We start from the raw sequence: 12,187 nt of genomic DNA, 5'->3' as shown, positions 1-12,187 counted from the left end.
TATGAGTGATGTGAAAAATATTCTGCTGGCAGGTGTTGGTGGACAGGGAATTCTGCTCGCTAGTGAGGTTCTTTCCGAGGTCATGATGATGGCCGGGATGGATGTCAAAAAGAACGAAATCCACGGCATGTCGCAACGTGGTGGCAGCGTTACCTCACACGTGCGCTATGGCGAAAAGGTCTACTCTTCGATCATCCCGGAAGGGGAGGTCGATATCCTCTTCAGCTTCGAGCTGCTGGAAGCAAAACGTTATCTCCCGCTGCTGCGCAAAGAGGGCCAGGTAATCGTCAATAACCTGAAAATTGCACCTCCGTCTGTTGCTCTTGGCAAGCAGGTATACCCGGAAAATCTGGCTGATGAAATCGGTAAGCAGTTTCCCGCAACCAAGGTGATCAATGGACTTGACCTGGCACTGGAAGCGGGCAATCCGAAAACCGTCAATACGGTGCTGCTCGGTGCGCTGTCGAAAGTTCTCGATGTCGACTATCAACTCTGGATTGACGCTCTGAACAAGATGGTTCCGGCGAAGCTGCTCGACATCAATCTCAATGCATTTGAGCTCGGCCGCAACGCCGTATAGAGTGATTCTCTCGAGGAGGCACTGATGATATGGAATGATGAATTTGAGACTCTGCCGCGTGAAGCGATCGAGTCGTTACAACTCAAGCGACTGCAACAGGTCGTAGAGCGTGTTTACGCTACGGTTCCTTTCTACCAGGAATCGTTTAAAAAGGCGGGCATTACCCCGGCCGATGTCAAATCGCTTGATGATCTGCAGAAGCTGCCGTTCACGCTGAAGCAGGATATGCGTGACAACTATCCGTACGGTTTGTTTGCCGTGCCCCTGGAGCAGATTGTCCGTATTCACGCTTCGTCCGGCACCACCGGCAAGCCGACTGTTGTCGGTTATACCCGGCGCGATATCGAGACCTGGACCGAGCTGATGGCGCGCTCTTTCGTTGCCGCCGGCGCTAACAAGGGCGACGTGATCCATAACGCTTACGGCTATGGCCTGTTTACCGGCGGCCTCGGTGCACACTACGGTGCTGAGCGGGTCGGTGCATCGGTTATCCCGATGTCGGGTGGCAACACCAAAAAGCAGCTGATGATCATGCAGGATTTCGGCTCCACCGTGCTGACATGCACCCCGTCCTACAGCCTATTCCTCGCCGAGGTCGCAGCGGAAGAGGGGATCGACATCAAGAACCTGAAGCTTAAGGTCGGTATCCTCGGCGCCGAACCCTGGAGCGAGAAAATGCGTCAGGAGATCGAGGAAAAGCTTAATATCAAGGCGATCGATATTTACGGACTGTCGGAGATCCTCGGGCCCGGTGTCGGCATTGAATGTGTCGAGGCGCAGAACGGCCTGCATATCTGGGAAGATCACTTCATCCCGGAGATTATCAATCCTGAAACAGGTGAAGTTCTTCCGGTCGGAGAGAAGGGCGAGCTGGTCATTACCACCATCACCAAGGAAGGGATTCCGTTGATCCGTTACCGGACCCGCGATATTACCCGGCTGATCAAGGAACCGTGCATCTGTGGGCGGACTCATGCCCGGATCGAACGTCTGAGCGGCCGTAGCGACGACATGCTAATTATCCGTGGCGTCAATGTCTTTCCGAGCCAGATCGAATCGGTGCTGTTCAATATTGAAGGTGTCGAACCGCATTACCAGCTGATTGTCGAGCGCGAAGGGAATCTTGATACCTTGGAAGTTCAGGTTGAAGTCAACGAGCAGACCTTCTCCGACGAGATCAAAGAGTTGCAGAACCTGTCAAACAAGATCCGTAAAGATATTAAGGATCTGCTCGGTGTCACCTGTAAGGTTCGCCTGGTCGAGCCGAAAAGCATCACTCGCAGCGAAGGTAAAGCCGTGCGGGTGATCGATAACCGTCAAAAATCATCCTGAGAAAAGGGGACTGACAATGAAAGTTGAACAAATTTCGATTTTTATTGAAAACAAATCGGGCCGCCTGGCTGAGGTCTCCGGCGTTCTCGGTGATGCCGGGGTAAATATCCGCGCGCTATCGTTGGCCGACACTTCAGATTTCGGCATTCTGCGTTTGATTGTTAATGATACCGATCTGGCTTTCAAAGTGTTGCGCGAGCAGAACTTTACTGTCAGCAAAACAGAGGTCATCGGTGTTGAGGTTCCGGATAGCCCGGGTGGACTTTCCTCGCTGCTGCAAACCCTCGACAAAAACAATATCAATGTTGAATATATGTACGCATTTGTCGAGCGCTCCGGTGACAATGCCGTTATCATTTTCCGTTTCGATGATGTTGATGCCGCCATTGAGGTGTTAAAAAACAACAATATCAAGATTATCGAAGGAAAGAAACTAACCTCGATCTAACAGTTAGTTAAATAGAAACACTTGATTGGATAGTTGAGCTTTATGGACCCACAAACGGCCATCTGGAATGCGGCGGCCGAATGCATGCCGCGTGAGCAATTATTGCAGTTACAACTGCAGCGTTTGCAACAGACTCTGCAGCGGGTAGCGGAGAATGTTTCCTGCTATCAGGGTAAATTTAAAGAGACCGGCTTTCAGCCAGGCGACCTGAAGGAGCTGCCTGATCTTGCTTCGCTCCCTTTTACTACGAAAGAGGACTTGCGGCTCAACTATCCTTACGGCATGTTCGCCGTACCAATGCGCGATGTCGTACGCATCCATTCCTCTTCCGGTACAACGGGAAAACCGACGGTTGTTGGTTACACCAAACAGGATCTGACGAATTGGACCGAACTGGTCGCCCGCTTCATGACCGCAGCCGGTGTTACCAACGAAGATATCGTTCATATCGCCTTCGGCTATGGTCTTTTTACCGGTGCTTTCGGCCTCCATTACGGATCCGAAGCGATAGGGGCATCGGTTATCCCGATCTCTGGCGGCAATACCGACAAACAGCTGATGATCATGCAGGACTACCGTTCCTCAGCGTTGGTCTGCACGCCGTCTTATGCGCTGACGATTGCCGATCGATTTGAAAAACAGGGAATTGATCCGGAATCGCTGGCGCTCCGTGTCGGTCTGTTTGGTGCTGAGCCCTGGAGCGAGCAGATGCGGACCGAAATCGAAAAACGTCTTGGCCTTATTGCGACCGACAACTATGGGTTGTCGGAAATCATGGGACCCGGGGTTGCCGGTGAGTGTCTCTGTAAATCCGGCATGCATCTGGCGGAAGATCACTTTATCGCCGAGATTATTGACCCTGATAGCTGTGAGGTGTTGCCGCAAGGTTCTGTTGGCGAACTGGTGCTGACCAGCCTGACCAAACAGGCCTTCCCGATGATCCGTTACCGCACCCGCGATATCACCCGCCTGCATTACGAGACCTGTGACTGTGGACGGACCTTCGCGAGAATGGAAAAGACCCGTGGCCGCAGCGACGATATGCTGATTATCAAGGGGGTCAATGTCTTCCCGACCCAGATTGAAGAGGTGCTGTTCCAGATTGAAGGCTGTGAGCCGCATTACCAGTTGGTTGTCGAACGGGAGAATAATCAGGACAAGCTTGAAGTTCTGGTCGAAGTTAACGAGAAGATTTTCTTCGATGAAATGAAGCAGCAGCGTGCCTTTGTTGTCAACGCCGAAAAGAAACTGCAATCGGCTCTTGGCCTGAGCGCAAAAGTGAAACTGGTCGAACCATCCAGTATAACTCGACACGAGGGGAAGGCCTGCCGGGTTTTCGACAACCGCAAGAACTAGCTTGACAGACAGGGGCAAATACAACATAATCCGCGACGCTGATTTGACGGGGCGTAGCGCAGCCTGGTAGCGCACGTGCATGGGGTGCACGGGGTCGGAGGTTCAAATCCTCTCGCCCCGACCATCAGCGTTTAAAAGCCGATTCCGATAAGGGATCGGCTTTTTATTTTCTCTTCTTTGGCGGATTTATCCTTCCTTGTCATCAATCAACTGCGTGCTAAAATTAATGAATTAATGCTTTTTCGATAAGCCTTTGGAATTGTTTAGCGCGGGGAGAAATTGATGGGCGATAATACTTATTTTGTAGATCAGAAGCTTTTGTCACCACCGATTAAGCGAGCTGCGTACAGCGATCGGATGGCGTATGTATTGGGTGAGATGTCAGGACTGGCTTATTTTCCGTTTGAAGGCGTCGACGGTCTTTTAAGTGAGGCTGCCATTGAGGCTGCTAAAATCGTAACCAACAAGTCTGACGAGAGCCTGGAACGTTTCCTCGCCGATTTCGCCGAAAAGCTCTATCACAACAAGGGGGCAAACCTGACGGCTTTCAAGGAAATTCTCAAGATTGCCGGTTTTCAGTATATTGCTCACTTCGACCGGGCAACTTCTCAGGGTTTTCTCTGCAAAAGAATTTCGCCGGGTACGGATCCGTACCTGGTGCTGGCGTTCCGCGGTACAGAAAAAAAGATCAATGACTGGTTGACTGATGCTGATGCAGTGCCAAAGCAAAAGGATGGCTACCGGGTACACAATGGTTTCTATAAGGCTTTTGATCTGATCAAAGATGATATTCGTTCAGCCTTGAAAAAAAAGGCCTGCCTCGATGCTGATGGCAATCTGCTGCCCTTGTTTATCACAGGTCACTCGCTCGGTGGCGCGCTGGCTCTTCTGGCGACCAAATACCTTGCTCGCAACATCGATGGTGCCTGTTACACCTATGGTGCCCCACGGGTCGGCGATTACGAGTTCTTTTTTGACATCAAGACCCCTGTTTACCGGGTGGTTAATTCCAGTGATATTGTTCCGCGTGTTCCCCTGGGAGCAGCAAATCAACTGGCGATTCGGTTGGTAAAGGGACTGGCGTGGGTGTTCGACAGTATCGCACCACTTAAATCTCTTTTCCGATGGCTTGAGCAGGAGCTTGATAAACTCAACGGATATCGTCATTATGGGGACTTGCGATATTTAACCGATGTGCAAGGGGGACGCTTTCACGAAGCTCGATTGGTGCTCAATCCTCCTGGTCTGGATCGCATGCAATGGTTCTGGAAACATCTTAAAGCATCTATTTTTACACCGGTGAAAAGTCATAGCTCGCTTCTCTATCGTAAAAAGCTGGTCGAAGTCGCGAACGCACGTCGAGAAATATGACTTTTCATCCATAATTCGTATGTAATTTTACCTGGGGAGGAGAAAATGACTGAAAAGAATCAGCAGACGCCGGACCATGAAGATGTCGGCCTTTATCAGAAGCTGGCCGGACAGGCGAATGAATTTCTGCACGGCGGCCGTAAAAATATAGAGGAAGCGCTGAAAAAAGCTGGAGAGGAAGTTTCAGCACGAGGTGAATATACGCGTGAGCAGATAGATAAAATCAGCGGCTATGTGCGTCGTGATCTCAACGAAGCAGCCAAAAAAGCACAGGAGGCAGGCGATTCGGTTTTCAGTGTTGTTGACCCACGCCGGGTGACTGCTGGCTTGCAGAGTGGTATCGCTAAAGTTCTCGGCAACGCGGCAGCTTTTTTTAACGAGCTGGCAGGAAAGTCTGAGCAGGTCCTCGAAGTAAAAACCGGGGAGGTGACCAGCCCCGGTACTTTGACGTGCAAAGAGTGCGGTAGCCAGATGCATTTCAAGTCCGCGGTGAAGGTTCCACCTTGCCCACAATGTCACAAAACTGTTTTTCGCAAATCTTATTGATAGATGTTTGTTTGTTGAGGATCTAAACAATCGATGGATTTTATCCGTAGCCTTCCATATTCGTTCCTGGTGCCGGCGGCTCTGTTGCTCGGTTTGTCGCCTTTTGTCCCGGAACCTCATCTGGTTGAAAAGGTCCGCATGTTGATGGCCGGACAGTTGGTCCGGCCTATCGATATTTTTGACCTCCTGATGCACGGAGCACCGGTTGCTCTTTTGTTGCTGAAAGTGGTGCTGCCTGCAAAAAAGCATCCGGAAGACGGGGGATAGAATGAGCCGATTGATCGCTGTCGGGGATATCCATGGTCAATATCAGATGCTGCAGAGCCTGATGGAGGACGTTGCTCCCACCGATAAAGATCAGTTGGTTTTCCTTGGCGATTACGTCGATCGTGGTCCGCAGACGCCGGAAGTGATTGATTGGCTGATCGATTTCCAGAAACGTTATCCGCAGACCGTTTTTCTGCGCGGTAACCACGAACAGATGTTGCTCGATGCCGTTGTCGCAGCCGACCGGAAACAATCGGGGAGAAACACTTTTCTGGATGACTTTATGGCGCTGAAAGGCCGCGGCTTACCCTCCGCGGTCTTTTATTTTGTGTCCTGCGGGGGCCAGGAAAGTCTGCAGGCGTACAATGGCGGAGATATTGTGGAAGACCCCTGTGCAGCGTTGCAAAGAATACCTGCCGAGCATGTGGAGTTTTTCAGCAGTACCGTTTTTTATTGGCAATACCAGCAGTATTTTTTCGTACATGCCGGGGTTGACCCGAAGGATCCAACTGGGGAAAAGCGTCAGAATGAGGCTTTCTTGTGGCAGCGCAAGCCCTTATGGAAGAAGGTCAAAGGATGGGATAAGATAGTTGTTCACGGGCATACTCCCGTCAGTGAGCCCTATATCAGTCAAACAGAAATAAACATTGATACCGGAGCCGGGTACGGGGATTGTCTGACAGCTTGTGATGTCTTGCAGATGCGCTTCTGGCAATCTGATGGAGCAAGCTGAGTCTTCTCCTGTTTTGCTTGACAAGTGTTCTTGAATACGTGTCTATTTCTTCCTTTCTGTGAACTGAAACGGATCTTAAACGGATATATTTTATGAGTTTGACTCTTGCAGCGATTGCGGTTCTTGGTGGCTTGGCTGTGTTGGTCTGGAGTGCCGATCGCTTTGTTGATGGTGCGGCGGCAACTGCTCTGCATGCCGGAATGCCAACACTTCTCATCGGCATGGTGATCATCGGCTTCGGAACCTCGGCACCAGAGATGGTGGTGTCGGCCTTTTCTGCTGCTCAAGGAAACCCCGGGTTGGCTCTTGGCAATGCCTACGGTTCTAACATTTCCAACATCGCTTTAATTCTTGGCTTGACGGCGCTGCTCAGTCCGATTGCGGTGACATCAAGGGTTGTGCGTAAAGAGTTGCCAATACTGCTGTTGATTACCGTGCTGGCAGTCGGCCAATTGTTTGACGGCTTCATCAGTCGGATGGACGCCTGGGTTTTGCTCGGTGTTTTCTTTGTTTTGATGGGCTGGTCAATTTTTCAGGGTATGCGTAGCCGGCACGACAGTCTTGAAGCCGATGTCGATGTCACTGTCGATGTTGAGCCGATGCCGTTGAGAAAAGCGCTGTTCTGGACAGTCTTCGGTATGCTGCTGTTGGTGGTCAGTTCGAGAATTCTGGTTTGGGGGGCGGTTGAGATTGCTCGCGCTTTCGGTGTCAGCGACCTGATTATCGGTTTGACGGTGGTTGCTATCGGCACCTCCTTGCCAGAGTTGGCATCGGCCCTGGCTGCAACGCGTAAAGGCGAACACGACCTGGCGCTTGGCAACGTTTTGGGCTCAAACCTGTTTAACACCTTGGCGGTTGTCGGCATTGCCGGAGCGATTCATCCAATGCCGGTCGACTCGATCGTGCTCTGGCGGGACTGTACTGTTATGGGAGGTTTGACCGTTGCGCTGCTGGTTTTTGGTATCGGCATTCGCGGCAGTGGCGGTCGTATCAATCGACTTGAAGGGGCAGGGTTGTTGGTAATTTACCTTAGCTACAACGCCTATCTGGTTTCTCAGGTGTTGGCAGCCGTTTAAACGCTTGGTACTCGTTGTGTCTGATTTCTACCGCTTTAAAAAAGTTCAGGTCATCGATAACCGTCTGCTCAAAGGGGAAACCAGTTGGTATGAAATTTATGCTCGCAACGACAGTTTGCTTTATCGAGTCCACGTAGTTGGTAGCTGTTTGGGTGGTACGACGAAATTCTATCGTCCTGATAATGATCAGAAGGTTGTTTTCAGTCTGCGTCCTAAACGTAAATTTCTGAATTTAACTTTTTTTGTTTTTCAGGGTGACGATGGTGCCAAACTGGCAACTCTGCATTTGAAAACAACTCGTGGTATACGTGTCTGTGATGATGCTGATCAGCAGCTTTACAGCATTGTTGACCCTCGTAAAATTAAAGAGCAATTCATCGAGGATATCCTGGGCGGATGGTGCGGTGAATACGCACTTTTGGCTGGCGATAACTTGCTCGGTCGTTTTGATCGACGCGCCCGTGAACAGCAACCTGAACCTGAAAAAAGTGGATTTTTAAACCGATTGCGTAGAGGAATCCTTAAAGGGATTCTGCGTGATTGGTGTCTTGAACTTTCTCCTTCAGCGATCACTCTCTCCCCTGAATTTCTATTGCCTGCAGCTATCCTGCTTCAGGAGCAAAGTATCCGTCTCGATCAAACTCATTGATGCGCAGAAATTTCACCAATAAAGTTAACTGTAAGGGTTGACTTTCTGCTTGGTACAGAATTATATTCTGAAGCTATGAAGAACGAGAGAACGATCGACGAAATAGACCATAGTATTCTGGAGATTCTTCAGGAGAAGGCGCGAGTTCCTAACGCTGAGGTGGCTCGTCAGGTCGGTATGGCACCGTCTGCCGTCCTCGAACGTATCCGCAAGTTAGAAGATCGCGGATTTATCGAAGGATACGAGGTCCGCTTGAATCCTGTTGAGTTCGACCAGGGGCTGGCCGCTTTTGTTCACATTCGTGTGTTGCCGCATGCGAACGGGGCCTTGGCTGCCAAGTTGACCGAGGTGACCGGAGTGCAAGAAGTGCATCAGGTTGCTGGAGAGGATGGCTACCTGCTTAAATTACGGGTCGCTGACAATGTTGAACTGGGAACCATTTTGCGAGATGAACTGATGATGCTGGACGGTGTTGAATCGACCCGCACCAGCATTGTGCTCAACACAATCAAAGAAACCAGAAAAATAGATCTGAATCGTTAATTATTTACAGGAGTTATGCCATGCCCATGTCACAATCTTTCAAAGACCGCCTTTTTCCCGTCGTCGACCAGATCGCTGAGCACTACGGTACCCCGTTTCATATTTATGACGAAGTTGGTATCCGCGAAACTGGAGAGAAGCTGAAGCAGGTGTTTTCCGGTATCGACGGCTTCCGTGAATATTATGCGGTTAAAGCTCTGCCGAACCCGAAAATTCTTGCGCTGATGTTCGATATGGGTTTCGGTGCCGACTGCAGTTCGATCCCGGAACTGATCCTCAGCCGTCAGCTGGGTGCTAAGGGTGAAGATATCATGTTCACTTCGAACAATACCGACCCGGTTGAGTTCGCTGCCGCTGCCGCCGAAGGTGGTTGTGTGTTGAATCTTGACGATATCTCCCTGATCGACAAAGTTCCTGAGTTCCCGGAGCTGATCTGTTTCCGTTATAACCCTGGCCCACGTCGCACTGGTAATGTCATAATCGGCAACCCGGTAGAAGCCAAGTATGGTGTCACACACGACCAAGTCATTGAGGCTTATCGGAAAGCACAAGAAAAAGGCGCCAAACGTTTCGGACTGCATACCATGGTTGCTTCCAACGAGCTTGACTATACCTATATGGTCGAGACCGCGCGGATGGTCCTGGAAATTGCCGAGCTGGTCGAAGCTGAACTGGGTATCCGTTTCGAGTTTGTCAACATTGGAGGCGGCTTTGGAATTCCGTATAAGCCGGAGCAGAATGCCCTCGATATTGAAACCATGGCGACAGAAATCGCTGCGCAGTTCGATGCGTTCAAGTCAAAGCATGGCTATGCGCCTCGGATGTACATGGAGAGTGGCCGTTTCATGACCGGGCCGCACGGTTGCCTGGTGACTACGGCCATCAACCAGAAAGAGACCTACCGCAAGTATGTTGGCCTTGATGCCTGTATGTCGTCGTTGATGCGGCCAGCCTTGTACGAAGCGTACCATCACATCGATGTCGTTGGTAAAGAAGGACAGGAAAAGACAGAAATCTACGATGTCGTCGGTTCGCTCTGCGAGAACAACGACAAATTCGCGGTTCAGCGTGAGCTGCCGCAGATCGATGAAGGGGATCTGGTCGTTATTCATGATAGTGGTGCTCATGGGCATGCCATGGGGTTCCAGTATAACGGTCGTCTGCGTCCAAAGGAGCTGCTGTTGAAGGCAGATGGCAGTGTTGAACTGATCCGCCGTGCTGAAACTGTGGACGACTATTTTGCAACGTTGAAGTTTGACGCTGACGAAATGGCTCCAAAGTAAAGGACAGGTTTTTGTCAAAGCAGCAGCCGAAAGAAAAATTGATCGGGCCTCTGAAAATTGAGGCGCTGGCCAACGGCGGTAAAGGAATTGCTCGTACGGATGGTCGGGTCGTTTTTGTTGCCGGAGCCTTCCCTGGAGATCGCGTTCGCTGTCGACTGACAAAAATAAAGAAAAACTACGCAGAAGGTGAGGTTGCAGAGCTGCTGCAACCTTCTCCTCTACGCCGTACTCCTCCCTGCCCGGTTGCCGATGAATGTGGTGGCTGCCAGTGGCAACAGCTCCCTTATGCTGAACAGTTGAAATGGAAACAGCAGCTGTTTGTCGATACACTCACCCGTCAAGTTGGCGCCGATTCTTCTGTCATTAAGCTGATTGTTCCTTCGCCGAATGAATTTGGTTATCGCAGCCGGGTACAGGTGAAGTGTTTTTTCGCGCCTGAAGGGTTTATCACAGGTTTTTTCCGCTCGAAGAGTAAATACGTCATTGGCGTTGAGCGTTGCCCGTTGATGCCGGATGCATTGAATGATTTGCTGGTCGCGTTGCGGCAGGTGATAGCAGGCAGCCGTTTCGGCAAGGAGATCCCGCAGCTCGACTTGTCGATTGGTTCGGATGGGAAACGTCGGGCTGTGGTTCACTTTTTAGGCCGGGATGCGGCGCCTCTCAGCGAACTGTTGCTTCCTGTTGCTCAGAAGATTGGTTTTGATCTGGCTGTGCAAAGCGGACGAAAAAGTAATTTGCAGGCAGTTGTTGGCAATGGCGATCTGCAGATCGCGGTCGATGATCCCGAAATATCTTTAACCTATGCTGCTGGCGGTTTTGCGCAAATCAATCTGGCGCAGAACAGGGCACTGGTGGAAACTGCAGTTGCTGCAGCTGAGTTACGAGGAAATGAGAATGTCCTCGATCTCTATTGCGGAATGGGGAATTTTTCTCTGCCTTTGGCGCGACGGGCTCGATCGGTGACCGGTGTTGAAGATTATGCTCCATCGATTGAAATGGCAAAGCGTAACGCCGCTGATAACAGAATTCAAAATGTCGACTTTTATGCAATGCCTGCAGAGGATGCCTTGAGTCGTTTTGCTGGGCAGTTTGATTTGCTTGTACTCGATCCCCCTCGCATCGGGGCATATGATGTCGCTAAACAGCTCGCAGAGAAACCGGTGCCGAAGATAATCTATATCTCCTGCGATCCGCAAACACTGGCACGTGACCTCAAAGTGTTGTTGAGCAGAAATTATCGGCTGGTTTCCAGCCAGGCCTTCGATATGTTTCCACAAACACACCATGTGGAAAGTTTATCGGTTTTAACGGCAGAACCTCAGTAAACAGAAAACTTTCTTGGTTTCGCTTGCAGATCATCTGAGGCGATTATATATTTATTTTTTCGATTATTTTGTTCTTTCCGGGTTGGGTTGTTTTTTCATGCTTATTATTGATCAGCAAATTGAAAATGAAGGGCTGCTGACCGCTGCACGACAGATTTGCATGGCAGCTAGAACAGCACCGAAAGGTAAAGGAAAAGACCTGCTCGTAACCGCGATTATCACCGGGGAGGAGAAGGATCGCGTCAGTCAACAGATGAAGAAAATCGGTGAAGAAAAAGAGATTCCTTTTTTTCTTCGCGACGCGGCGAATGTTGACGCTGTTGAGGTGATGGTTCTTCTTGGAAGTCGCAAAGAGCCACTTGGAATCCCAAACTGTGGGTTTTGTGGTTATGAAGATTGTGCCGCAATGTTTCAGGCAGGTGCCTGCTGCAGTTTTAATGTCGGTGATCTCGGAATCGCTGTCGGTTCAGCTGTGAGTATTGCCGCGGATATGCGTATCGACAACAGAATTATGTTTTCTGCTGGAAAGGCTGTTATTGATCTGGGCCTGCTTGGGGAAGACGTCCATATTGCTTATGGTATTCCGCTCTCCGTGACGGGCAAAAGCCCGTTCTTTGATCGTGGCTGATGCCTAAAATGTGGGCACAAAAAACGCCAGTTGTTTAAAAAATCAACAGC

General features: G+C 50.3%; 14 protein-coding genes and 1 tRNA gene. All 15 read left to right on the top strand.

What is annotated here, in order from left to right; genetic code table 11:
• The first annotated feature begins 1 nt into the window (after nt 1).
• The 15 genes from BUB13_RS00330 to BUB13_RS00260 all read left to right on the top strand — a co-directional run bounded on the left by BUB13_RS00330 (nt 2) and on the right by BUB13_RS00260 (nt 12,137).
• Nucleotides 2-580, top strand: coding sequence for an indolepyruvate oxidoreductase subunit beta (locus BUB13_RS00330; RefSeq protein ID WP_072904762.1), 579 nt, complete (start codon nt 2-4; stop codon nt 578-580).
• 24 nt (nt 581-604) lie between these two features.
• Nucleotides 605-1,912 carry a phenylacetate--CoA ligase family protein gene (locus BUB13_RS00325; protein ID WP_072904761.1) on the top strand — a complete coding sequence of 436 codons (1,308 nt, stop codon included), beginning with the start codon at nt 605-607 and terminating at the stop codon, nt 1,910-1,912.
• A gap of 16 nt (nt 1,913-1,928) precedes the next feature.
• On the top strand, nt 1,929-2,360 hold the full coding sequence (locus tag BUB13_RS00320) for an ACT domain-containing protein (RefSeq protein ID WP_072904760.1): 432 nt from the start codon (nt 1,929-1,931) through the stop codon (nt 2,358-2,360).
• Nucleotides 2,361-2,402: 42 nt separating this feature from the next.
• The gene (locus BUB13_RS00315) at nt 2,403-3,716 is read left to right on the top strand and encodes a phenylacetate--CoA ligase family protein (RefSeq protein WP_072904759.1); all 1,314 of its coding nucleotides are present in this window, start codon (nt 2,403-2,405) and stop codon (nt 3,714-3,716) included.
• Nucleotides 3,717-3,763: 47 nt separating this feature from the next.
• A tRNA-Pro gene (locus BUB13_RS00310) sits at nt 3,764-3,840 on the top strand.
• A gap of 158 nt (nt 3,841-3,998) precedes the next feature.
• Nucleotides 3,999-5,087, top strand: a complete 1,089-nt coding sequence (locus tag BUB13_RS00305; protein WP_072904758.1) for a lipase family protein — start codon at nt 3,999-4,001, stop codon at nt 5,085-5,087.
• Nucleotides 5,088-5,132: 45 nt separating this feature from the next.
• Complete coding sequence (locus tag BUB13_RS00300) at nt 5,133-5,633, top strand: zinc ribbon-containing protein (RefSeq protein ID WP_072904757.1); 501 nt, start codon at nt 5,133-5,135, stop codon at nt 5,631-5,633.
• Nucleotides 5,634-5,666: 33 nt separating this feature from the next.
• Nucleotides 5,667-5,900: a hypothetical protein gene (locus BUB13_RS00295; protein WP_072904756.1), complete on the top strand. Its 234-nt coding sequence runs from the start codon at nt 5,667-5,669 to the stop codon at nt 5,898-5,900.
• 1 nt (nt 5,901) lies between these two features.
• Nucleotides 5,902-6,633, top strand: a complete 732-nt coding sequence (locus tag BUB13_RS00290) for a metallophosphoesterase family protein (RefSeq protein WP_072904755.1) — start codon at nt 5,902-5,904, stop codon at nt 6,631-6,633.
• A gap of 98 nt (nt 6,634-6,731) precedes the next feature.
• Nucleotides 6,732-7,709, top strand: coding sequence for a calcium/sodium antiporter (locus BUB13_RS00285; protein WP_072905312.1), 978 nt, complete (start codon nt 6,732-6,734; stop codon nt 7,707-7,709).
• A 16-nt stretch (nt 7,710-7,725) separates the two neighbouring features.
• Entirely contained in the window at nt 7,726-8,358 is a 633-nt protein-coding gene (locus BUB13_RS00280; RefSeq protein ID WP_072904754.1) for a hypothetical protein, read from the top strand.
• A gap of 75 nt (nt 8,359-8,433) precedes the next feature.
• Nucleotides 8,434-8,901, top strand: coding sequence for an Lrp/AsnC family transcriptional regulator (locus tag BUB13_RS00275; protein ID WP_072904753.1), 468 nt, complete (start codon nt 8,434-8,436; stop codon nt 8,899-8,901).
• Nucleotides 8,902-8,921: 20 nt separating this feature from the next.
• A complete protein-coding gene (locus BUB13_RS00270) occupies nt 8,922-10,184 on the top strand; it encodes a diaminopimelate decarboxylase (protein WP_072904752.1) in 1,263 nt (420 codons plus the stop codon).
• A gap of 11 nt (nt 10,185-10,195) precedes the next feature.
• Nucleotides 10,196-11,509 carry a 23S rRNA (uracil(1939)-C(5))-methyltransferase RlmD gene (rlmD, locus tag BUB13_RS00265; protein ID WP_084091612.1) on the top strand — a complete coding sequence of 438 codons (1,314 nt, stop codon included), beginning with the start codon at nt 10,196-10,198 and terminating at the stop codon, nt 11,507-11,509.
• 13 nt (nt 11,510-11,522) lie between these two features.
• Entirely contained in the window at nt 11,523-12,137 is a 615-nt protein-coding gene (locus BUB13_RS00260; protein WP_244151815.1) for a ferredoxin domain-containing protein, read from the top strand.
• Nucleotides 12,138-12,187: the final 50 nt, after the last annotated feature.

The sequence above is a fragment of the Malonomonas rubra DSM 5091 genome, assembly GCF_900142125.1.
GTDB lineage: Bacteria > Desulfobacterota > Desulfuromonadia > Desulfuromonadales > Geopsychrobacteraceae > Malonomonas > Malonomonas rubra.
The sequence above is the reverse complement of the archived record's forward strand: the minus strand, read 5'-3'. Positions and strand labels throughout refer to the sequence as shown.

Coding starts and splice junctions, on each gene's coding strand:
- BUB13_RS00330 (WP_072904762.1), top strand. CDS start 2: ATGAGTGATGTGAAAAATATTCTGCTGGCAGGTGTTGGTGGACAGGGA.
- BUB13_RS00325 (WP_072904761.1), top strand. CDS start 605: ATGATATGGAATGATGAATTTGAGACTCTGCCGCGTGAAGCGATCGAG.
- BUB13_RS00320 (WP_072904760.1), top strand. CDS start 1,929: ATGAAAGTTGAACAAATTTCGATTTTTATTGAAAACAAATCGGGCCGC.
- BUB13_RS00315 (WP_072904759.1), top strand. CDS start 2,403: ATGGACCCACAAACGGCCATCTGGAATGCGGCGGCCGAATGCATGCCG.
- BUB13_RS00305 (WP_072904758.1), top strand. CDS start 3,999: ATGGGCGATAATACTTATTTTGTAGATCAGAAGCTTTTGTCACCACCG.
- BUB13_RS00300 (WP_072904757.1), top strand. CDS start 5,133: ATGACTGAAAAGAATCAGCAGACGCCGGACCATGAAGATGTCGGCCTT.
- BUB13_RS00295 (WP_072904756.1), top strand. CDS start 5,667: ATGGATTTTATCCGTAGCCTTCCATATTCGTTCCTGGTGCCGGCGGCT.
- BUB13_RS00290 (WP_072904755.1), top strand. CDS start 5,902: ATGAGCCGATTGATCGCTGTCGGGGATATCCATGGTCAATATCAGATG.
- BUB13_RS00275 (WP_072904753.1), top strand. CDS start 8,434: ATGAAGAACGAGAGAACGATCGACGAAATAGACCATAGTATTCTGGAG.
- BUB13_RS00270 (WP_072904752.1), top strand. CDS start 8,922: ATGCCCATGTCACAATCTTTCAAAGACCGCCTTTTTCCCGTCGTCGAC.